24 protein-coding genes are annotated in these 21,129 nt (G+C 66.6%); 16 read left to right on the forward strand and 8 right to left on the reverse strand.

All coding sequences use genetic code 11. The features are described 5' to 3' along the window. The first annotated feature begins 1 nt into the window (after position 1). Positions 2–808 carry a type III pantothenate kinase gene (locus tag SLQ31_RS03430; RefSeq protein ID WP_319429667.1) on the forward strand — a complete coding sequence of 269 codons (807 nt, stop codon included), beginning with the start codon at positions 2–4 and terminating at the stop codon, positions 806–808. Between the two features lie 58 nt (positions 809–866). Here the strand turns inward: SLQ31_RS03430 and SLQ31_RS03435 are convergent, their stop codons facing one another. Next, entirely contained in the window at positions 867–2,147 is a 1,281-nt protein-coding gene (locus SLQ31_RS03435; RefSeq protein WP_319429668.1) for an alanine racemase, read from the reverse strand. Positions 2,148–2,170: 23 nt separating this feature from the next. Here SLQ31_RS03435 and lysS point away from each other — a divergent pair, with 23 nt between their 5' ends. The 7 genes from lysS to SLQ31_RS03470 all read left to right on the forward strand — a co-directional run bounded on the left by lysS (position 2,171) and on the right by SLQ31_RS03470 (position 9,206). Next, positions 2,171–3,691: a lysine--tRNA ligase gene (gene lysS / locus SLQ31_RS03440; protein WP_319429669.1), complete on the forward strand. Its 1,521-nt coding sequence runs from the start codon at positions 2,171–2,173 to the stop codon at positions 3,689–3,691. Positions 3,692–3,808: 117 nt separating this feature from the next. Further along, positions 3,809–4,150 carry a histone-like nucleoid-structuring protein Lsr2 gene (gene lsr2 / locus SLQ31_RS03445; protein ID WP_108052435.1) on the forward strand — a complete coding sequence of 114 codons (342 nt, stop codon included), beginning with the start codon at positions 3,809–3,811 and terminating at the stop codon, positions 4,148–4,150. Positions 4,151–4,417: 267 nt separating this feature from the next. Then, the gene (gene clpC1 / locus SLQ31_RS03450; RefSeq protein ID WP_319429672.1) at positions 4,418–6,946 is read left to right on the forward strand and encodes an ATP-dependent protease ATP-binding subunit ClpC; all 2,529 of its coding nucleotides are present in this window, start codon (positions 4,418–4,420) and stop codon (positions 6,944–6,946) included. Between the two features lie 129 nt (positions 6,947–7,075). Next, positions 7,076–7,444, forward strand: a complete 369-nt coding sequence (locus tag SLQ31_RS03455; RefSeq protein ID WP_319429674.1) for a YbjQ family protein — start codon at positions 7,076–7,078, stop codon at positions 7,442–7,444. Positions 7,445–7,587: 143 nt separating this feature from the next. After that, positions 7,588–7,803 (forward strand): CbtB domain-containing protein, encoded by a 216-nt coding sequence (locus SLQ31_RS03460; RefSeq protein ID WP_319429676.1) that lies wholly within the window; start codon positions 7,588–7,590, stop codon positions 7,801–7,803. Between the two features lie 22 nt (positions 7,804–7,825). Beyond that, on the forward strand, positions 7,826–8,626 hold the full coding sequence (locus SLQ31_RS03465) for a CbtA family protein (protein WP_319429678.1): 801 nt from the start codon (positions 7,826–7,828) through the stop codon (positions 8,624–8,626). Positions 8,627–8,648: 22 nt separating this feature from the next. Next, positions 8,649–9,206, forward strand: coding sequence for a histidine phosphatase family protein (locus tag SLQ31_RS03470; protein ID WP_319429679.1), 558 nt, complete (start codon positions 8,649–8,651; stop codon positions 9,204–9,206). Here SLQ31_RS03470 and SLQ31_RS03475 read toward each other — a convergent pair. Together SLQ31_RS03475 and mhuD are read right to left on the reverse strand one after the other, a co-directional pair. Beyond that, on the reverse strand, positions 9,186–10,556 hold the full coding sequence (locus tag SLQ31_RS03475; protein WP_413641503.1) for a serine hydrolase: 1,371 nt from the start codon (positions 10,554–10,556) through the stop codon (positions 9,186–9,188). The two genes, SLQ31_RS03470 and SLQ31_RS03475, sit on opposite strands and share 21 nt — an antisense overlap. Next, entirely contained in the window at positions 10,531–10,848 is a 318-nt protein-coding gene (mhuD, locus tag SLQ31_RS03480) for a mycobilin-forming heme oxygenase MhuD (protein WP_319429683.1), read from the reverse strand. The genes SLQ31_RS03475 and mhuD overlap by 26 nt, the downstream gene beginning before the upstream one ends. On the opposite strand from mhuD, the gene SLQ31_RS03485 reads away from it, so the two are divergent. Beyond that, positions 10,847–11,677, forward strand: coding sequence for an alpha/beta fold hydrolase (locus SLQ31_RS03485; protein ID WP_413641504.1), 831 nt, complete (start codon positions 10,847–10,849; stop codon positions 11,675–11,677). The two genes, mhuD and SLQ31_RS03485, sit on opposite strands and share 2 nt — an antisense overlap. Here the strand turns inward: SLQ31_RS03485 and SLQ31_RS03490 are convergent. Next, positions 11,651–11,848 (reverse strand): hypothetical protein, encoded by a 198-nt coding sequence (locus SLQ31_RS03490; RefSeq protein WP_319429687.1) that lies wholly within the window; start codon positions 11,846–11,848, stop codon positions 11,651–11,653. The two genes, SLQ31_RS03485 and SLQ31_RS03490, sit on opposite strands and share 27 nt — an antisense overlap. A gap of 71 nt (positions 11,849–11,919) precedes the next feature. On the opposite strand from SLQ31_RS03490, the gene SLQ31_RS03495 reads away from it, so the two are divergent. After that, positions 11,920–12,879, forward strand: coding sequence for a helix-turn-helix domain-containing protein (locus SLQ31_RS03495; RefSeq protein WP_319429688.1), 960 nt, complete (start codon positions 11,920–11,922; stop codon positions 12,877–12,879). Here SLQ31_RS03495 and SLQ31_RS03500 read toward each other — a convergent pair. Next, positions 12,876–13,751: an A/G-specific adenine glycosylase gene (locus tag SLQ31_RS03500; protein WP_413641873.1), complete on the reverse strand. Its 876-nt coding sequence runs from the start codon at positions 13,749–13,751 to the stop codon at positions 12,876–12,878. The genes SLQ31_RS03495 and SLQ31_RS03500 overlap by 4 nt on opposite strands. Before the next feature lie 37 nt (positions 13,752–13,788). Between SLQ31_RS03500 and SLQ31_RS03505 the strand changes: the two genes are divergently transcribed. The 3 genes from SLQ31_RS03505 to SLQ31_RS03515 all read left to right on the forward strand — a co-directional run bounded on the left by SLQ31_RS03505 (position 13,789) and on the right by SLQ31_RS03515 (position 15,978). After that, positions 13,789–14,406: a carbonic anhydrase gene (locus tag SLQ31_RS03505; RefSeq protein ID WP_319429692.1), complete on the forward strand. Its 618-nt coding sequence runs from the start codon at positions 13,789–13,791 to the stop codon at positions 14,404–14,406. Positions 14,407–14,486: 80 nt separating this feature from the next. Continuing rightward, entirely contained in the window at positions 14,487–15,278 is a 792-nt protein-coding gene (locus tag SLQ31_RS03510; protein ID WP_319429694.1) for a hypothetical protein, read from the forward strand. Between the two features lie 22 nt (positions 15,279–15,300). Beyond that, complete coding sequence (locus tag SLQ31_RS03515) at positions 15,301–15,978, forward strand: hypothetical protein (protein WP_319429696.1); 678 nt, start codon at positions 15,301–15,303, stop codon at positions 15,976–15,978. Between the two features lie 8 nt (positions 15,979–15,986). Here the strand turns inward: SLQ31_RS03515 and disA are convergent, their stop codons facing one another. The 3 genes from disA to SLQ31_RS03530 all read right to left on the reverse strand — a co-directional run bounded on the left by disA (position 15,987) and on the right by SLQ31_RS03530 (position 19,158). Further along, the gene (gene disA / locus SLQ31_RS03520) at positions 15,987–17,090 is read right to left on the reverse strand and encodes a DNA integrity scanning diadenylate cyclase DisA (protein ID WP_319429698.1); all 1,104 of its coding nucleotides are present in this window, start codon (positions 17,088–17,090) and stop codon (positions 15,987–15,989) included. Further along, positions 17,087–18,535, reverse strand: coding sequence for a DNA repair protein RadA (gene radA / locus SLQ31_RS03525; protein WP_319429700.1), 1,449 nt, complete (start codon positions 18,533–18,535; stop codon positions 17,087–17,089). The genes disA and radA overlap by 4 nt, the downstream gene beginning before the upstream one ends. Positions 18,536–18,603: 68 nt before the next feature. Continuing rightward, positions 18,604–19,158 (reverse strand): hypothetical protein, encoded by a 555-nt coding sequence (locus SLQ31_RS03530; protein ID WP_413641505.1) that lies wholly within the window; start codon positions 19,156–19,158, stop codon positions 18,604–18,606. Positions 19,159–19,452: 294 nt separating this feature from the next. Between SLQ31_RS03530 and carD the strand changes: the two genes are divergently transcribed. The 3 genes from carD to ispF are packed head-to-tail and all read left to right on the forward strand — an operon-like array spanning position 19,453 to position 21,118. Next, the gene (gene carD, locus SLQ31_RS03535) at positions 19,453–19,941 is read left to right on the forward strand and encodes an RNA polymerase-binding transcription factor CarD (RefSeq protein WP_319432815.1); all 489 of its coding nucleotides are present in this window, start codon (positions 19,453–19,455) and stop codon (positions 19,939–19,941) included. Continuing rightward, the gene (gene ispD, locus SLQ31_RS03540; RefSeq protein ID WP_413641875.1) at positions 19,938–20,621 is read left to right on the forward strand and encodes a 2-C-methyl-D-erythritol 4-phosphate cytidylyltransferase; all 684 of its coding nucleotides are present in this window, start codon (positions 19,938–19,940) and stop codon (positions 20,619–20,621) included. Before carD ends, ispD begins: the two co-directional genes overlap by 4 nt. Further along, on the forward strand, positions 20,618–21,118 hold the full coding sequence (gene ispF / locus SLQ31_RS03545; RefSeq protein WP_319429703.1) for a 2-C-methyl-D-erythritol 2,4-cyclodiphosphate synthase: 501 nt from the start codon (positions 20,618–20,620) through the stop codon (positions 21,116–21,118). Before ispD ends, ispF begins: the two co-directional genes overlap by 4 nt. The last annotated feature ends 11 nt before the right edge of the window (positions 21,119–21,129 follow it).

Consider the following 21,129-nt stretch of genomic DNA (forward strand, 5'->3'; position numbering starts at 1 on the left):
CGTGCTGCTGGCCATCGACGTCCGCAATACCCACACCGTCGTCGGGTTGGTCTCCGGTTCCGGTGATCATGCAAAAGTGACGCAGCAGTGGCGGATTCGCACCGAACCGGAAGTGACCGCCGACGAGCTGGCGCTCACCATCGAGGGACTGATCGGCGACGACTCCGAGCGCCTCACCGGCGCCACCGGGCTGTCCACCGTCCCCTCGGTCATGTACGAGGTCCGGCTCATGCTCGACCAGTACTGGCCCGCCGTGCCGCACGTGCTCATCGAACCAGGAGTGCGCACGGGGATCCCGCTGCTCGTCGACAATCCCAAAGAGGTCGGCGCCGACCGGATCGTGAACTGCCTGGCGGCCTACGCCAAGTTCTCCTCCGCCGCCATCGTGGTGGACTTCGGCTCGTCGATCTGTGTCGACGTGGTCTCGGCCAAAGGTGAATTCCTCGGCGGGGCAATCGCTCCCGGCGTCCAGGTGTCCTCGGACGCGGCGGCAGCGCGCTCGGCGGCATTGCGCCGGGTGGAGCTCACCAGACCGCGATCGGTGATCGGCAAGAACACCGTGGAGTGCATGCAGTCCGGTGCGCTGTTCGGATTCGCCGGCCTGGTGGACGGATTGGTCAACCGGATCCGCCAGGACGTCGACGGCTTCGCCGGCTCCGATGTCGCCGTGGTCGCCACCGGTCACACCGCGCCGCTGATGCTGCCCGATCTGCATACCGTGCAGCACTACGACAAGCACCTCACCCTCGACGGGCTGCGGATGGTCTACGAACGCAACCGAGACAACCAGCGCGGCCGCCCTCGCTGACTTCTAGCGATTTCGGCGCGCTTTCGTTCGCTCAGCGGCGGTTTTCGCGCCGAAATCGCTAGAAAAACGTGCGCACCAACTCTGTCACCCGGCCTCGACTGTCGAGCACCGGAATCAGCTGCCACTTGTCGAACACCGTGCACGGGTGCGACACCCCAAACGCGATCCAGCTGCCGACCTCAACCATCCCTTCGGCGACCGGCGACAACCGCAGGAACGCGTGCTGGTCGTTGAGCTTGACGACCTCACACCCCGCCAAGGCATCGTCCACCCAGCCGGAGTCGCGCCGAAGCCGTTGCGGCACAGGTAGATCCTGATCGAACGACACGTCGCGGCGGCCCATCGTCAGCAGCGCCAGCCCCGGCTCGGGCCGCGAGCATACCTGCGCCCACACATGTATTGCCGCGACGAACCCGCCGGGTTGCGCACCCGGCCTGGTCAGCGGCGAGGTCCGCAGGTACAGCCCATCGTCATTGGTCAGGTACGCACCGCTGCGCAGAATCGTGCGCCAATCGCCGGCGAAAGTCTGCGCCACCAGGTCGAAATGCGTACTGCCGCCGGCAGTCACGATGACGTCGGGCCCCTCGCATAACGGCGCCAGCCGCACTGCGACGGAACGCACCCACGTCAGGTAGTCCCGCACGCGCTCGACTCCGGTGGCCGACACATCATGGCCCAGTGCGGCTTCGTAGCCCGCCACCCCGATCAGCCGAAGGCGTGGGCTGGCGACCGCGGCGGCGGCCACCGCGTCGGTGGTCGGGTCGTCGCGGCAGCCGGTACGCGTGCCCACCGCGCCGAGCTCGACGCAGACGTCGACCGGGCGGCTGGCGCCGGCGGCGCGCAGCGCCTCGGTCATCAGCGTCACCCCGCGAACCGAGTCCACCCAGCAGATCAGCCGGAAATCGGGATGACGGTCCAGTTCGGCGGCCAGCCAGGCCAGCCCCGCGGCGTCGACGAGTTCATTGGCCAGCACCACCTCGCGTACCCCGAACGCCCGGAAGGTCCGCACCTGGCTGATCGTCGCGGCCGTCACCGCGCACGCGCCGGCATCGAACTGCCGGGCCAGCAGCTGCGGCGACATGTGCGTCTTGCCGTGCGGTGCCAGCTCGACACCGTGCCGGGCACACCAGCCGGCCATCGTGGCCAGGTTATGGCTCAGTGCCTCGGCGGACAGCACGCACACCGGTCCCGGCGGCCCGGCGTCGAACAAGTCGGGCGTACCCGCGCAGATTTCCGCCGCCGTCTGGCCGGCCCATGCGGCGGGCAAACCCTTGTATCGCCAGTCCACCCGGTCATCGCCAAGGGCGGCGACCGCGGCCGCGTTTATGAGGGACCCCATGACCTCATTTAAGCTGGCACGTCGTGAGCTCTGCAGATACTCCGGATACCGACCACACGGGCTCCGACGTCCCCGAGCAGTTCCGGATCCGCCAGGGCAAACGCGAGGCCCTACTGGCCGAGGGAAAAGACCCGTATCCGGTTTCAGTGCCGCGCACGCACTCGCTGGCCGAGATCCGCGCGGCCTACCCTGACCTGGCCGCCGACACCACCACCGGCAATCTCGTCGGCGTCACCGGCCGGGTGGTGTTTGCCCGCAACTCGGGCAAGCTGTGTTTTGCCACGCTTCAGGAAGGTGACGGCACCCAGCTGCAGGCGATGATCAGCCTCGCCGGCGTGGGCGAGGATGCGCTGGAAGCCTGGAAGGCCGAGGTCGACCTCGGTGACATCGTGTTCGTGCACGGCGAAGTCATCAGTTCACGCCGCGGCGAGCTGTCGGTGCTGGCCGATTCCTGGTTGATGGCCAGCAAGGCATTGCGTCCGCTGCCCGTCGCCCATAAGGAGATGAGCGAGGAATCCCGGGTCCGGCAGCGCTATGTCGACCTGATCGTCCGTCCGCAGGCCCGCGCGGTGGCCCGGCAGCGCGTCGCCGTCGTCCGTGCTGTCCGCAACGCGCTGGAGCGCCGCGACTTCCTCGAGGTCGAGACGCCGATGCTGCAGACGCTGGCCGGTGGTGCGGCCGCCCGGCCCTTCGTCACCCACTCCAATGCCCTGGACGCGGACCTGTATCTGAGGATCGCCCCGGAGCTGTTCCTCAAGCGGTGCGTGGTCGGTGGTCTGGAGAAGGTTTTCGAGCTGAATCGAAACTTCCGAAACGAAGGTGCGGATTCCACACATTCGCCGGAATTCTCGATGCTCGAGACTTATCAGGCTTGGGGAACGTATGACGATTCGGCGATCGTCACCCGCGAAATTGTTCAAGAAGTCGCGGACGAGGCGATCGGCAGCCGGCAAGTGCCATTGCCGGATGGGACAATCTATGACGTCGACGGTGAATGGCCGTCGATTCAAATGTACCCATCGTTGTCTGAAGCGCTCGGTGAAGAGATCACCCCGGACACATCACTCGAATATCTCCTCGCTATTGCCGACCGGCTGGACGTCGAGATCCCGCGGGATCGCGGCTACGGACACGGCAAGCTCGTCGAAGAACTGTGGGAGCACACGGTCGGCGACACATTGTGGTCTCCGACATTCGTCAAGGATTTCCCGGTCGAGACCACACCGCTGACCCGGCAGCACCGCAGTATTCCCGGCGTGACCGAGAAGTGGGATCTTTACGCGCGCGGAATGGAGTTGGCGACGGGCTACTCCGAGCTGGTCGACCCGATCGTGCAGCGCGAACGTTTCGAGGCCCAGGCCAAAGCCGCGGCCGCCGGGGACGACGAGGCCATGGCACTCGACGAGGATTTCCTGGCGGCGATGGAGTATGCGATGCCGCCGACCACCGGAACCGGAATGGGCATCGATCGTCTGTTGATGGTTCTCACCGGCTTGTCAATTCGGGAAACGGTTTTGTTCCCGATTGTTCGCCGACATGGCTGAAGTGCACCGATCCAATCCTTGTTGAATGCCGTTCGCCAATGTGGCAGATTGGTGGCACAGTGAAGAAGACGCCCAACTATCGGTTGTATGGCGCAGGCATAAGGATTCAGTGAGGCAATGGCCAAGAAAGTTACCGTCACTCTCGTCGACGATTTCGACGGTGCGGGCGCCGCGGATGAAACCGTCGAATTCGCGCTCGACGGTGTGAGCTATGAGATCGATCTTTCGTCAAAGAACGCTCAGAAACTCCGTAACGATCTCAAGCAGTGGGTCGAAGCCAGCCGCCGCGTAGGTGGCCGTCGCCGTGGCCGCTCGGGTCCGGCCGGCCGTGGACGGGCCTCGATCGACCGGGAGCAGAGCGCCGCGATCCGCGATTGGGCACGCCGCAACGGTCATAAGGTGTCGACGCGCGGACGCATCCCGGCCGACATCATCGACGCGTTCCACGCCGCAACGTAGCTATACCGGGCCTCTCGGCCCATCTGACCCCTCGGCCACCCGCCGCGAACGCACGCGTCAGCCCCGTTCGCTTGCGGCGAAGCGGCTGCCGGTGATTATCGGAAACGTTTCTTTGCCCTTCCGCGTTGGTGTGCTAGGTCCGCACCGTTAGGGACGCGGTATGGGTGGGCAAGGGAGGACGCCTCCCGCGGCCTCCCATTAGAGTGGACGACAGGTACGTGGTGCCTACCGCTGTACCTAATCGTGATGGAGAGCAGGTAACCGACGATGTTCGAGAGATTTACCGACCGCGCCCGCAGGGTCGTCGTCCTGGCTCAAGAAGAAGCCCGGATGCTCAACCACAACTACATCGGCACCGAGCACATCCTGTTAGGCCTTATTCATGAGGGTGAAGGCGTAGCCGCCAAGTCACTGGAGTCGCTGGGCATCTCACTTGAGGGTGTCCGCAGCCAGGTCGAGGAGATCATCGGACAGGGCCAGCAGGCGCCGTCCGGGCACATCCCCTTCACCCCGCGCGCCAAGAAGGTGCTGGAGCTGAGCCTGCGCGAAGCGCTGCAGCTCGGCCACAACTACATCGGCACCGAGCACATTCTGCTCGGCCTGATCCGTGAGGGCGAAGGTGTGGCCGCCCAGGTGCTGGTGAAGCTCGGCGCCGAACTGACGCGGGTGCGTCAGCAGGTCATCCAGTTGCTGTCCGGCTATCAGGGCAAAGAGACCGCGGAAGCCGGCACCGGCGGACGCGGCGGCGAGTCCGGCAACCCGTCCACGTCGCTCGTGCTCGACCAGTTCGGCCGCAACCTGACCGCGGCCGCCATGGAGGGCAAGCTCGACCCGGTCATCGGCCGTGAGAAGGAAATCGAGCGGGTGATGCAGGTGCTGAGCCGGCGCACCAAGAACAACCCCGTGCTGATCGGCGAGCCCGGCGTCGGCAAGACCGCCGTGGTCGAGGGCCTGGCCCAGGCGATCGTGCACGGCGAGGTTCCCGAGACGCTCAAGGACAAGCAGCTCTACACCCTCGACCTCGGGTCGCTGGTGGCCGGCAGCCGTTACCGCGGTGATTTCGAGGAGCGCCTCAAGAAGGTGCTCAAGGAGATCAACACCCGCGGCGACATCATCCTGTTCATCGACGAGCTGCACACGCTCGTCGGCGCGGGTGCCGCCGAGGGCGCCATCGATGCGGCTTCGATCCTGAAGCCGAAGCTGGCCCGTGGTGAGCTGCAGACGATCGGTGCCACCACGCTCGACGAGTACCGCAAGTACATCGAGAAGGACGCCGCCCTGGAGCGCCGGTTCCAGCCGGTCCAGGTGGGTGAGCCGACCGTGGCGCACACCATCGAGATCCTCAAGGGTCTGCGCGACCGGTACGAGGCGCATCACCGGGTGTCGATCACCGATGCCGCGGTGGTCGCGGCGGCCACCCTGGCCGACCGCTACATCAACGACCGCTTCCTGCCGGACAAGGCGATCGATCTGATCGACGAGGCCGGTGCCCGGATGCGGATCCGCCGGATGACGGCTCCGCCAGACCTGCGCGAGTTCGACGAGAAGATCGCCGATGCGCGCCGGGAGAAGGAGTCCGCGATCGACGCGCAGGACTTCGAGAAGGCTGCGAACCTGCGGGACCGGGAGAAGCAACTGGTCGCTCAGCGTGCCGAGCGTGAAAAGCAGTGGCGCTCAGGTGATCTCGATGTCGTGGCTGAGGTCGACGACGAGCAGATCGCCGAGGTCCTCGGTAACTGGACCGGTATCCCGGTGTTCAAGCTGACCGAGGAGGAGACCACTCGGCTGCTGCGCATGGAAGACGAGCTGCACAAGCGGATCATCGGCCAGGAGGACGCCGTCAAGGCGGTTTCCAAGGCCATCCGGCGTACCCGCGCCGGCCTGAAGGATCCCAAGCGGCCGTCGGGCTCGTTCATCTTCGCCGGTCCGTCCGGTGTCGGTAAGACCGAGCTGTCCAAGGCGCTGGCGGAGTTCTTGTTCGGCGACGACGACGCGTTGATCCAGATCGACATGGGCGAGTTCCACGACCGCTTCACCGCGTCGCGGTTGTTCGGCGCTCCGCCCGGATATGTCGGCTACGAAGAGGGCGGCCAGCTCACCGAAAAGGTCCGGCGCAAGCCGTTCTCGGTCGTGCTGTTCGACGAGATCGAGAAGGCCCACCAGGAGATCTACAACACCCTGTTGCAGGTCCTCGAGGACGGCCGTCTCACCGACGGTCAGGGCCGCACGGTCGACTTCAAGAACACCGTGCTGATCTTCACCTCCAACCTGGGCACCTCCGACATCTCCAAGGCTGTCGGGCTCGGGTTCACCCAGGGTGGTGGTGACAACAACTACGAGCGGATGAAGCAGAAGGTCAACGACGAGCTGAAGAAACACTTCCGCCCGGAGTTCCTCAACCGCATCGACGACATCATCGTCTTCCACCAGTTGACTCGCGACGAGATCATCCAGATGGTCGACCTGATGGTGAACCGGGTGTCCAAGCAGCTCAAGACCAAGGACATGGAGATGGAGCTGACCGACCAGGCGAAGGCGCTGCTGGCCAAGCGCGGCTTCGACCCGGTGCTGGGTGCCCGGCCGTTGCGCCGGACCATCCAGCGCGAGCTCGAGGACGCCCTGAGCGAGAAGATCCTCTTCGACGAGGTCGGCGCCGGTCAGCTGGTCACCGTCGACGTGGAGAACTGGGACGGCGAAGGCGCCGGCGAGGACGCGAAGTTCACCTTCGTCGGTGGACCCAAGCGTGCCGAGCCCGTCGAGCCGGACCTGGCCAGCGCTGGCACCGCCAGCGAGTAGAGCCAGGCAACAAGGCAACAAGAAGGCCCCCGACAATGTCGGGGGCCTTTTTGTGTGGCCATGTCGGACGGCCTGTGAATACTTCGCGACTGCACCGATTCGAGCGCCTGCGACCGCTACTCTCTGCTCATGCTTGTGGTTACCACCAACGACCTTCCGGGCTGGGAGATCCAGCGGGTATGCGGTGAGGTCTTCGGCCTCACCGTGCGATCGCGCAATGCCTTCTCCCAAATGGGCGCCGGCTTCAAGAGCATGTTCGGCGGCGAGCTGCAGGGCATGACCAAGAACCTCGCCGAAAGTCGCAACGAGGCGATGAACCGGTTGATGAACGAGGCCCGCAACCGCGGCGGCAACGCGATCATCGGAATGCGTTTCGACACCACCGAACTCGGCGATGTCTGGACCGAGATCTGCGCCTACGGCACGGCCGTGCAGGCTGCCCCGATCAGCGACGCCGCCAAGTACACCGCGCAGCAGCTGGGTTACGGCGCAACCTAACCCCGCGCAGGTATACCATCCTCGATGTAAGGACGAGTCGAGGAATCTGGTGAAATTCCAGGACGGTCGCGCCACTGTTGATAGTCAGACCCGAAGCCCGTCAATGTTCATCTTGGGACGCGCAGCTCCCTGAAAGGACTCCAATGACAACTCCGCACACACAGTCGGGCCGGTCTCGCGCTGTCGACCTGTCGGCCGCCAAGGCCGTCGTCTGGCTCTCGCTGACCGCGTTCTTCGCGCTGTTGGTCCTGTACTTCATCGGCGTCGACCAAGGCGCTACCTCGGTGTTCGGCGACAACATGTACATCCACGAATTCGTGCATGACGCCCGCCATCTGCTCGGCTTCCCCTGCCACTAATTAGAGGAATCCAGCAACCAAAATGGAAAAATCAATAATCTGGCGCGGCATTCTGGCCGGCGCCCTTGCCGGCGTGCTCGCATTCATCTGGTCGAAGATCCTCATCGAACCGATCGTCGGGCGGTCCATCGATTTCGAGGACGGCACCGCCGCGGCACATGAGGCCATGGAGACGGCGTCCGGTCACGGACATGCCCACGAAGAGGGCGGCGAGCTCTTCACCCGGGCGGTGCAGTCCAACATCGGTATGGGACTCGGGGTGCTGCTCTTCAGCGTGGCGCTCGGTGCGTTGTTCGCCGTCGTGTTCTGCGTGGCCTACAGCCGGATCGGCAACGTGTCGGCGCGCAAGCTGGCGGTGCTGACCGCAGGGGCGATGCTCATCGCACTGTGGGTGGTTCCCGCGCTCAAATATCCGCCCAACCCGCCGGCGACAAGCCTCGACGAAACCATCAAGCAGCGCGCTCTGCTCTACCTGCTGATGGTGGCGCTGTCCGCCCTGTTGATGGTCGCCTCGGTCTACCTCGCCTTCCAGCTCACACCGAAGTTGGGTGCCTGGAATGCAACTCTGGCGGCAGGCGGCGCCTACATCGTCGCGGTCGCGATCGTGATGCTCATCCTGCCGACGATCAACGAGACGCCGGGTCCGATGGTCAACGACGCCGGGACGATTGTGTTCCCGGGGTTCCCCGCGGTCGACCTGTACGAGTTCCGGTTGTATGCGCTTGGCACTCAGGTGATCGTCTGGACGACGATCGGCCTGTTCGGTGCGGCCATGCTGTCCCGGCTGCTCGATAGCAAGGAGCAGGAGCTCATCACTGCGTGAGCGACGCTTGCGAGGGAGCTGCGTGAGTGAGGTCGTCCGGCTGACCCTGGTGTCACATGCCATGACCGATGCCATGGCAGCCGGACGATTTCCGGCCGACGAAGCGCTGAATGCGCTTGGCCGGCGCCAGCTTTGCGAGCTCGATGTCGGTGCTGCCGACACGGCCCTGTGTGGGCCAGAGGCACGGACCCGTGAGACCGCCGAACTGCTCGGTTTGTCGGCCCTCGTCGATGCCCGGTTGGCTGACCTGGATTGCGGTCAGTGGCGCGGTTCGGGTCTTGACGAGGTGCAGCCCGGCCAGCTCGCACGCTGGCTCACCGAACCCGACAGCTGCCCGCACGACGGTGAATCGATCGTCGCGCTGATCGCCAGGGTGCGCGGCTGGCTGGCCGATATCAGCCGGACGCCGGCTCGCATCGTGGCGATCACCCATCCTGCTGTGATCCGCGCGGTAATCCTGAATGCGCTGGATGCGCCGCCGAAATCGTTCTGGCGCATGGATATAGCACCGGCCAGCTGCACCGCGCTGCACCATCGCGGGATGGTGTGGACGCTGCGATCAGCGGTAACGGGGCAGTAGCCCGAAGACCTGCTTGATGATCGTCATCGCCCAGCCGCCGGCGTTGAGGCTGTGGAAGCGGGGCCAATTGAATTGGAAGCTGACCACCCACGCCTGGCCGGTGCGGTCGACTGCGTACCAGCTGAACGTCATGTCGCCGGGTAGATTGCCCGCCTTGGCGGCGATGTAGGGCCATTCGGCTGTGTCGAGATCGATGCCAGCGGTTTCGGACATGACGTCCTTGACCTGGGTCGCACGCCCGACGGCGTTGCGCTGCAAGCCGGCGTGCACCCTGCAGATGTCCTCGGCGTTGCCGTACCACTCGGCGCCGTAGGCCGAGCCGGGCGCGTGGGTCCGATACGGGTCCGGGTCGTACGGCCGGGAGTCGGCTTCGTGCAACAGGTTTGCCCGGTCCTGTGGCATGGCGGCGGTCTTCCACTCCTGCCGCACATCTGGATTGCCCCAGCCGATCGCGAACAGTTCCCGCATGGTGGGGAACGGTGTCATGCTCGCCGGGTCGTGATGGCCGGCAGCGACAAGAGCCTCTTCGATGGCGTGGGTGCCGACGCGCCCGATCAGCAGATCGGTGGCCATGTTGTCGCTCGTGGAGATCATCTTGCCGGCCGCTTGGCGCACGGTGATCTGTGAGCCCGGCGGGAGCTTGTCGAAGCCCGACGTGCCGAGCTTCTTCCCCTCGGCGGTGATGGTGAGTTTGTCGTCCCAGTTCAAAGTGCCTGCGGTGATGGCACTTTCCACCGCGTACAGCACATAGGTCTTGAAAATCGAAGCGAGCGGCAGGGATTCAGTTGTGTTGGTGCCGGCCACCTTCTCGCATCGGCTGTCGTTGACCTTGGACACCTGCCACGAGTAGCGGGCGCCGGTGCGGCTCAGCGCGGTGTCGACGTCCTGCCAGGAGTCGATCTTGGGTTTCTCGGTGGTGACGACGAACCGGCTGACGAAGGTGTCATCCCCGATGCGGATGTCGATGTCCTGACGCGCGCCGTAGGACGTCAGCACGTGCAGGGTGGCGACATTGGCGCCGATGTCCGCCCCGGCGAGCGTGAAGGGCCGGTCCCACCACAGCGAGTCCATGCTGTGCGCGACCGGGTCCACCATGTCGTGGGTAGCGAGCGTCTTGACGTTGTCCGGACCGATCGGCCAGTCCGAGTTCAGCATGTCCATGACCTGCTTGGCCCGCACCGCGGTGGGCGTATTGAGGTCGATTCGGACACCCGCGCCGGCGTTGGCCGATGGTGCGGGTGCCGGTGCGCAGCTCGTTGCCAGGGCTGCGGCGGATGCGATCACGGTGGCGATAGCCACCGCGGTCCGGCGCACCTGGCGTGCGCTAGGCCTTGGCGCCGGTCCCGGCAACGTCCAACACAACCTCGAACTCGAGCAGATGGGCGCCCTTGGCCACCGGGTTGGCGCGTTCACCGGCGTGCGCCTGGATCGCCGGCCCGCTCGCCCATGCCTGGAAGGCCTCTTCGGTCTCCCAGGTGGTCACCACGAAGTAGCGGTCCTCACCCTTGACCGGTCGCAGCAATTGGAACCCGAGGAACCCGGGCTGGTTGTCGACGGCGTGGGCGCGGTTGGCGAACCGCTTCTCCAATTCGGGGCCGGCACCCGGTGGAATCTCGATTGCATTGATCTTCACCACGGACATGGCGCAAGGCTACCGCGCCCGCCGAGGGCGGTGGACGACCGCGCAAGATGAAACGGTGAGCACCGAATCACTGACGCATCGGGGCGGCACCGGCCGTCCGCTGGTGTTGGTGCACGGCCTGATGGGCCGCGGCACCACGTGGTCGCGGCAGGTTCCCTGGCTCACCCGATTCGGTGCGGTCTACACCTACGACGCGCCATGGCACCGCGGCCGCGACGTCGAAGATCCCGCACCCGTCAGCACCGAGCGGTTCGTCGCCGACCTCGGCGATGCCGTCGCCACCGTCGGCGGTCCGGCGGTCCTCATCGGGCATTCGATGGGCGGGTTGCACTCCTGGTGTCTGGCCGCGCAGCGGCCCGATCTGGTGAGCGCGCTGGTGGTGGAGGACATGGCACCGGACTTCGTCGGCCGGACGACCGGCGCGTGGGAGCCGTGGGTGCATGCGCTGCCGGTCGAATACTCCACTGCCGAACAGGTTTACGACGAGTTCGGACCGATCGCGGGCCGCTACTTTCTGGAGGCGTTCGATCGCACCGGGACCGGCTGGCGGCTGCACGGCCAGCCCGCCCGCTGGCTCGAGATCGCCGGGCAGTGGGGCTTGCGGGACTACTGGCAGCAGTGGCAGTCGGTCCGTGCGCCGGTACTGCTCATCGAGGCCGGTGACTCGGTGGCGCCGCCGGGGCAGATGAGCCGGATGGCGGAGTTGGCCGGTGCGGCCGCCGGCTACGTCCATGTGCCGGGTGCGGGTCACCTCGTGCACGACGACGCGCCGGACCGGTACCGGGCGGCAGTCGAGACGTTTCTAGCGACGCTCCCCGAGCGCACCTGACGACGGCCACACCGGGTGCTGTTCGAACCGGGTGCGGATGGCGTCGAGGTCGTGGTCGGTCCGGCGCGCGTCGGCGTCGTTGTCGAACAGCGGACCGACCATCGGTGCGCTCACCCGGAATTGATCGGCATGCAACCGCAGTTTGTTGAGGAAAGTGTTGAACGCAGTCATGGCAGTAATGATTCGTTAGATAAGATACTGCCAACAGTGGCAGTACTGACCTCATAGGATAAAATCCTGCCATGCCTTTGAAGAGCGTCTCGGCACTGGTTCTCGACGGTCTCGCAGTCTTCGAGTTCGGGGTGATCTGCGAGGTCTTCGGCATCGACCGATCCGGCGACGGCGTACCCAACTTCGATTTCAAGGTGTGCGGTCCGGAACCGGGCAAACCGCTACGCACCAGTGTCGGAGCGCAGTTGGTGCCCGATCACGGCCTCGACGCCCTGGTGGGTGCCGATGTGGTGGCGGTATCGGCGGTGACCGGCCCGATCGAGGCGTACCCGCCCGAGGCGCTGGCGGCGCTGCGGGCCGCGCATGCCGGCGGGTCGACGATCCTGACCGTGTGTTCTGGTGCGTTCGTCGCGGGGGAGGCCGGGCTGCTCGACGGGCGCCGCTGCACCACGCACTGGATGCACGCCGACGAACTCGCGCGTCGCTATCCGACTGCGATCATCGACCGCAATGTGCTGTTCGTCGACGACGGTGATCTGGTGACCAGCGCAGGCACCGCGGCCGGCATTGACGCCAGCCTGCACCTGGTCCGTCGGGAGCTGGGCAGCACGGTCACCAACATCATCGCGCGACGGATGGTGGTGCCACCTCAGCGTGACGGTGGTCAGCGCCAGTACATCGAGCAACCGATACCCGTGCGATGTTCGGAAGGTTTTGCCCCACAACTGGATTGGATACTGTCCAATCTCGACAAGCCGCATACGGTGGCTAGCATGGCCCGGCGTGCCAACATGTCGGCGCGGACGTTCGCCCGCCGCTTCGTCGAAGAGGCAGGCACCACACCGATGCAGTGGGTGACCGATCAGCGGGTGCTCTTCGCGCGCCGGATGCTCGAGGAGTCCGATTTGGACGTCGACCGCATCGCCGAGCGGGCCGGCTTCGGCACGGCCACCCTGCTGCGGCACCACTTCCGCCGGATCGTCGGCGTCACGCCGTCGGACTACCGGCGCCGCTTCGCCCGGTCCGCCTAGCTGCCTTCGCCAGCGAGGGCGAACCGGCCGTCGGCCGTCTGCTCCACCAGCCCGTCCACCAGCAGCGAATCCAGCGCGCGATCGCGCTGCGCGGTATCGGTCAGCCAGACCACATCCAGCTGCTCACGGATGACGGGGGAGGCGCTGGCCCGCAGCACGTCGAGCAATCGTCCGCGCACCTGCCGGTCGGTGCCCGCGTAGCGCTGAGAGGGCCGCGGCGCGGTGGTGGCCGGCGGGTACCCGGCCGAGCGCCAGGCGCAGACACTCAGCGGGCAGATCCCGCATTTGGGCGATCGCGCCGTGCACACGGTGGCACCGAGTTCCATCAGCGCAGCCGAAAACACCGGAGCCGTCTCGTCATTGGGCAACAGCACGGCCACGTCGGCGAGGTCGCGGACCGCCGGCGGGTTAGCGGCGTCGGCCAGTCCGTGCACCGCACGCGCCACCACCCGGCGCACGTTGGTATCCACAACGGGCACGCTCTGCCGGTAGGCGAAGCAGGCGACCGCGCGGGCGGTGTAGGCGCCGACGCCGGGGAGGGTGAGGAGCACCTCGACATCGTCGGGCACCCTATCGCCGTGCTCGGTGGCGATCGCGATAGCGCACTCGTGCAGCCGCTTGGCCCGTCGCGGGTAGCCCAGCTTCCCCCACGCCCGCAGTACGTCGGCGGCGCTGGCGGCGGCCGTCGCCGATGGTGTCGGCCAGCGCGCGACCCAGTCCAGCCAGATCGGCGCCACCCGGGCTACTGGAGTCTGCTGCAGCATCAACTCGCTGACCAGGATCTGCCAGGCCGTCACGCCGGGCTCGCGCCACGGAAGGTCGCGACGGGCATGGGAGTACCAGTCGACAACCTCAGCGGAATGGATGCTCATCGCATCGGGGAGCTGGGAACAGTGCAGAATGTGGGCCATGCCGAACACCAGCCCCGTAACCGCTTGGAAGGCACTCAAAGAGGGTAACGAGCGATTCGTCGCCGGCCAGCCCGAGCATCCCAGCCAGGGCATCGAGGACCGTGCCAGGTTGGCGGGGGAGCAACGCCCGACCGCCGTCGTCTTCGGTTGCGCCGACAGCCGCGTCGCCGCGGAGATCATCTTCGATCAGGGCCTCGGTGACATGTTCGTGGTGCGCACCGCGGGCCACGTCCTCGACTCCGCCGTGCTCGGCTCCCTCGAGTACGCGGTCGGCGTCCTCAACGTGCCACTGATCGCCGTGCTCGGCCACGACAGCTGTGGTGCGGTGAAAGCGACCCTGGCGGCTCTCGACGACGGGGTGGTGCCGGGCGGCTATATCCGCGATCTGGTCGAGCGGGTCACTCCGTCGATCCTGCTCGGCCGCCGCGACGGGCTGACCCGCGTCGATGAGTTCGAGGCCCGCCATGTGATCGAGACCGGCACGCAGCTGCTGGGCCGGTCCGTCCTCATCGCCGAGCGGGTCGCGGCAGGGACCCTGGCAATCGTCGGGCTGACCTATCACCTCGCCGACGGCAAGGTTGTGCTGCGTGAACACATCGGCGATATCGGCGAATAACCACTTTTTCAGCTAGCGAACAAGGCGACACGCCGAGCGGGGTCGGACAACTCGCGGTGACCTGGCCTTACCGTGAGAAGGTGCTGGATCTCGAACCGCGTGGACCTCTGCCCACGCAAATCTATTGGCGACGCCGTGGCCTTGCGATCGGCATCGTCGCGGTGGTTGCTGCCATCGTTGTCGGAATTGCCTTCGTGATCTTCAGCGGTGGCTCCGACTCGAAGAGCAACGTCAAGCCCACCACCGCGGCCCAACCTCAGACTCCGCAGCCCGACGACAAGTCACCCGTCGTCGCGCCGCCCCCACCTGCGGCAGGCCCGGTTGTGGCCGCGCCGATGGCGACTCCGACCGAGGCCGTCGCGCCGCCCCCGGTGCTGAAGGAAGGCGACGACTGCCCCGATTCCAACCTGGCGGTCAAGGGCATCACCAACCAGCCGCAGTACGCCATCGGTGATCAGCCGAAGTTCACCATGGTCGTCACCAATATCGGCCTGGTGGCCTGCAAGCGCGACGTGGGCGCGGCCGTGCTGGCCGCCTACGTCTACTCGCTGGACGGCAAGCGGCTGTGGTCCAACCTGGACTGCGCGCCGTCGAACGAGACCCTGGTCAAAACGTTCAATCCGGGCGAACAGGTCACCACCGAGGTGACCTGGACCGGAATGGGTTCGGCACCGCAGTGCCCGCTACCGCGCCAGCCGATCGGTCCCGGCACCTACAACCTGATGGTCCAGCTGGGCAATCTGCGTTCGGCGACCGTGCCGTTCATCCTGGCCGACGCGCCGCCGCCGGGTGCCGTGCCGCCTGCTGGTGAGCAACCGCCCGTGCCGGGTCAGGGCGAGGTACCGCCGCCAGCCCCGGCTCCGGCGGGATAGACCACCTTCTAGGCTGTTGCCTATGTCTGAGCGCCGGGAGCCTTCGGCGCGCACGCTCGACGACCTGTGCCGCTTGCGGGGCACCATGGCCACCTTTCGCGCCGGCCTCAGCGGTCAGACGCACCAGTGGACGATGCGCGCGCCGTCGGGAGAGGTGCTGGCCCAGACCGTTCGGGTGCACCGCGGCGGTCGGATCCGGCGAACGCTGTGGACGTGGTGGAACATGGCGAACATGCACGTCGGCGACGACATCCACGTCGAGCTCCGAGGCGCCGACGATGTCGTGCTCGCGTACGTGAGTTCCGAGAACGACATCCCGGAGGTCGTCACGGTGCGCGACGAGTCCGGTGCGCAGCTGGCGAAAATGGTGCGGAACAGCAAGACGACGTTCACGGTGTCCGGCCGTGACGACCAACCTCTGGTCACGCTGGATTGTGACGGCGACGGCCCCTGGCAGGCCACCGATGCCGACGGCCGAGCGCTCGGAGAGCTACTCCCCGGAAAGCCGGACCCGTCGCGTAAGCCCGGGCTCGCGGAGTGGGCTCTGTTCACCGATCTGGCGCTCGACAGGACCGCCCATCAGAAAGGGCAACACCTGGGAATCCGTCGGGTGGTGCGGTATTCGTACGCGCCGCTGCTTCCCGGCCCGCTGCCCGCCGCGCTGGCGTTGCTCCCGCTTCTGGCGGGGTTGGTCTACTAGGTCGCCGGCTAGACGAGCCGGTCGGCGATCGTCGACTCAGCCAGCTGCGACAGACCCTCGCGGACGTGCCGGGCCCACATCGCGCCGATGCCCTCGACGGATTGCAGGTCGGTAGCGCTGGCCGCCAGCAGGCCCTGCAGCGAGCCGAAGCGCCGCACCAGCAGATCGACGTGCGCGAACTGCAGGCGGGGGATGCCGGCCATCGCGCGATAGCCACGCGCACTGAGCGCCGAATCCTGCGCATCGGCCGTCGAGGGATACCCGAACACCCGCGACAGTGAGGTGAAGTCCAGCAGCTCGGTGTCCGACAGTGAGTCCAGCTCGGCCAGCGTCGAGGCCACCTGAGCCTTGGACGGCGGGTCGGGGTTGGCGTGGTAGTCGCGCATGATCAGCTCGCGAGCGGTGTCGTTGCCGCCGAGCAGCTCTTCGAGCTGCAGCCGCAGCTGCCGGCCGTCGGTTCCGAGTTCGACTGCGTCGTAATCGATTTCGAGTCCGATGCGACGCACCATCTCCAGCCGCTGCACCACGGTCATGACATCACGCAGGGTGACGAAGTCTTCGATCTCGGCGGTGGACAACTGCCGGGACACCTCATCGAGGCGGGCCTTGTAGCGTTCCAGGGTCGCGATCGCCTGGTTGGCTCGGGACAGGATGGTGGCCGAGTCGGCGACGACGTGGCGTTCCCCGGACACGTAGACGGTGACGATGTTCATCGAGTGGCTGACCGAGACCACCGGATAGCCGGTCTGGATCGCGGCGCGCTCGGCTGAGCGGTGCCGGGTCCCGGATTCGTCGGTGGGGATCGTCGGATCCGGCACCAGCTGCACGTTGGCCCGAACGATCCGGCTGCCGTCGGTGGACAGCACGACGGCGCCGTCCATCTTGGACAGTTCGCGCAGCCGGGTCGGCGCGAACCGCACGTCCAGCGAGAACCCGCCGTCGCAGATCGTCTCGACCCGCTCGTCGTAGCCCAGCAGGATGAGCGCGCCCGTGCGACCGCGCAGGATGCGTTCCAGGCCGTCGCGCAGCGCGGTGCCCGGCGCCAGCCGCCCGATCGTCTCGCGCAGCGTGGGTGTCGGCTGGGCCGAGCCGTTGCGGTCGACAGTGCTCACAGCCACTTATTGTCCACGTCATCGAGGTCGTTACTCGACCCCTCCCGCCGAAGCTGCGTGACGACCTTGTCGTAGGGCCGTTTTGCGATCGTCAGCATGGTGCGCAGTGCGTCCCCGATCGTGGCCGATTCGATGGCTTTGAAGCCTTTTGGCACCGTGCCACAGCCGACCGGCACCAGGGCCTCGGTGAAGCCGAGCCGGGCTGCTTCGGCCAGCCTGCGGTCCATGCCGGTGACCCGGCGCAGATCGCCGGCCAGGCCCACCTCGCCGATCACCACGGTCGTGCTGGGCAGCGGCAGGTCGGCGTAGGCCGACGCCATCGCCATCGCCACCGCGAGGTCCGACGAGGGATCCATCAGCCGCATCCCGCCGACGGTGGACAGGTAGATGTCGGTGGCGCTGACTTTGAGGTTCGCCCTGCGTTCGAGCACCGCCGCGATCATCGCCGCGCGGGAACTGTCCACACCGCTGACCGCGCGCCGCTGTGGTGCGTTCTCTGGGCGGTAGGCCAGCAGGGCCTGGATCTCGCCGATCAGCGGCCGTTTACCGTCCAGCGTCACCGTCACCGCGGTACCGGGAACCGGGTTGGGGCGGTTGTCGAGAAACAACCCGGACGGATCGGAAACGCCTTGAATACCGTTGTCGTGCAACAGGAAACAGCCGACCTCGTCGGAGGCGCCGAACCGATTCTTGACACCGCGGACCATCCGAAGAGTCGAGTTGCGGTCGCCCTCGAAGTGCAAGACCACGTCCACCAGATGTTCCAGCGAACGGGGCCCGGCGATCGCGCCGTCCTTGGTGACGTGACCGACCAGCACCAGCGCGACTGCGCTGGACTTGGCCATCGCGGTCAGCGCCGTCGTCACCGCGCGCACCTGGGTCACCCCGCCTGCCGAACCGTCGGAGTCACCGGACGTCATCGTCTGCACGGAGTCGACCACCACAAGACTGGGCTGCACCGCCTCGATGTGTCCGAGCACGGTGGCGACGTCGGATTCGGCTGCCAGGAACACCTCGTCGTGGGTGCAACCGGTGCGTTCGGCGCGAATCCGGATCTGGCCCGCCGACTCCTCGCCGGATACGTACAGCGCGCGGCGCCCCGACAGCGCCCACCGATGCACGACTTCGAGCAGCAGGGTGGACTTGCCGACCCCGGGATCACCGGCCAGCAGGCTGACCGAGCCAGGCACCACGCCGCCGCCGAGCACCCGGTCGAGCTCGTCCACGCCGGTGGGGAAGTGGCGGGTGCGGTCAGGATCGATGGAACTGATCGGCACGGCGGGCGTTGACGGCACCACCGTGCGCTGCGACGTGCCGCCGGTGGCAGCCGACCCGGCGATTTCGTCGACGGTGCCCCAGGTGCCGCATTCCGGGCAGCGGCCTACCCACTTGGCCATGACATGGCGGCACTCGGAACAGCGATACTGCGAACGCGCCTTGGCCACGCCGTGACGCTATCGGGTGGCTGTGACAGATCGGCGGATTAACCGGGTCAAACCGCCCGTGTCAGTGCTTAGTGATGCCCGCCTGCGGGCTCGCCGCCTTGGCCTTCTACGGCGCCGGCCGCGATCGGCACGGCGACGGTGGTCTGGCCGGCCTTGTCGAAGTCGAAGGTGAACTTGTAGGTCAGTCCGTTGGTGATCGGCTGGGTGAGCGTGACTGCGGCCTTGGTCGGCTCCGCACTACCCAGCGGAGTCGCTTCGGTCTGGCCATCGGCGCTGCCGACAATCAGTGAGGCGCCCGCAGGGATGGCCGTGGCGCCGGTGACCGCGACGGTACCCACGTCGGAGCTGATGCTGATGAGCTTGTCGTTGGTGTCCGGGGACAAGTTTGCCGCCACGAAGATCAGCTGGACGGTCTGGCCGACGGGCAGGGCGGCACCGGTCTGCAATGCCTGCAGATGAATATTGCGCAGGGCGATGTTCGCGACATTCACAGTGGCGCCGTTGACGGCCGACTCCTGGTCCGCGGTCTGCGAGATCTGCCCCGCACCACAGCCCGTCAGAATCAGGCCGCAGGCGGCCAGGCCAGCGGATGCGGCCACGAGGCGATTCGTCAAGCGGTTCACAACAGCCTCCTGCTCGGCCTGTGTGGACGGCACAGTCGCGCCGCCGCGGTTCGACTATGCACAGTAGTAGGTAGCGCCGCCCGGCGGTAGCTGAGGGTTCGCGGTCCCGTGGCCGAAGTCGGCAACGGGGGTCGATGCGGGGTGTGCTGGGGGCCCGAGAAGGCCCTCGTGTTGCACGCTTTCGTCACCCTGTCAACCCCGACTCTTCACCCGTGGTGCCCCTGACCTGCATCGTTGTTCCACACGCTGTCGGCCGCCGTGCTAATATTGCAATGTGAAAGGGGCTCCAAACTGATGATTTTCAAGGTCGGAGACACCGTTGTCTATCCACACCACGGTGCTGCATTGATCGAGGCGATCGAAACCCGGACCATCAAGGGCGAGCAGAGAGAGTATCTCGTCCTGAAGGTTTCGCAGGGAGATCTCACTGTTCGTGTTCCCGCCGATAACGCCGAGTACGTCGGTGTGCGTGATGTGGTCGGACAGGAGGGCCTGGACAAGGTCTTCCAGGTCCTGCGCGCGCCGCACACTGAAGAGCCGACCAACTGGTCGCGCCGCTACAAGGCCAACCTCGAGAAGCTGGCGTCCGGTGACGTCAACAAGGTTGCCGAGGTCGTCCGCGACCTGTGGCGCCGGGATCAAGAGCGCGGTCTGTCTGCGGGCGAGAAGCGCATGCTGGCCAAGGCTCGGCAGATCCTCGTGGGCGAACTAGCCCTGGCCGAGAACACTGATGAGGCCAAGGCTGAGATCATCCTCGACGAGGTTCTGGCCACCGCTTCCTGACTGCCCTGAGGGGTTCGGTGTCAGACACGGTCGCGGTCGTCACGGCCGCTGGTTCCGGTGAACGGCTGGGTGCTGGCATCCCGAAGGCATTCGTTGATCTCGGTGGTCGAACCATGCTCGAACGCGCCGTCGACGGATTGCTGGCTTCCGGCGTCGTGGACCGCGTTGTGGTCGCTGCGCCCGCCGATCGGGTGGATGAAACAAAACTGCTGCTCGATGGCCGTGCCACGGTCGTCGAGGGTGGTCCGGAACGCCCCGAAACCGTCCGCCGTGCGCTGGACGCAATCGGGGATCCCGAATTCGTCCTCGTGCATGACGCTGCCCGGCCGCTGACACCGGTCGACCAGATTCAGCGGGTGGTCGCCGCCCTGCGGGACGGCCTGCGTGCGGTGATCCCGGTGCTGCCGGTCACCGACACGGTCAAAGCGGTTGACGCCAACGGGGTGGTGCTCGGCACCCCCGAGCGATCCGGTTTGCGTGCGGTCCAGACCCCGCAAGGGTTCGAGACCGCACTGCTGCGCCGCGCCTACGAGCGATCCGCCGGCGCCACCGTGACAGACGATGCCTCCCTGGTGGAGTACCTGGGCACCCCGGTGCACACCGTCGACGGCGACACCATGGCCTTCAAGATCACCACGCCGCTGGACCTCCAGCTGGCGCGAGCCGTGCTGGGCGCATGAGGATCCCGCGCGTCGGGCTGGGCACCGACGTCCATCCGATCGAGGCCGGCCGGCCGTGCTGGCTGCTGGGCCTGTTGTTCGACGGCGCCGACGGCTGCTCCGGGCACTCCGATGGCGACGTCGCTGTTCACGCGCTGTGCGACGCGCTGCTGTCCGCGGCTGGGCTTGGTGATCTGGGGACAGTGTTCGGGGTGGACCAGCCGCAGTGGCGCGGTGTGACCGGCGCGCAGATGCTGGCTCACGTCCGCGAGCTGCTCGCCGCCGCGGACTACACCGTGGGCAACGCGACCGTCCAGGTCATCGCCAATCGCCCGAAGATCGGCCCGCGCAGGGACGAGGCCCAGCGTGTGCTCACTGGGCTGCTGGGCGCGCCTGTGTCGGTGTCGGCAACCACCACTGACGGTCTCGGCCTGACCGGCCGGGGCGAGGGAATGGCGGCGATTGCCACCGCTTTGGTGGTCGCCGGATCAGCCTCGGTGCCAAATAACCCCGATTAGGCCGGTAAGCT

It is taken from the genome of Mycobacterium sp. RTGN5, assembly GCF_033804465.1.
Classification (GTDB): domain Bacteria; phylum Actinomycetota; class Actinomycetes; order Mycobacteriales; family Mycobacteriaceae; genus Mycobacterium.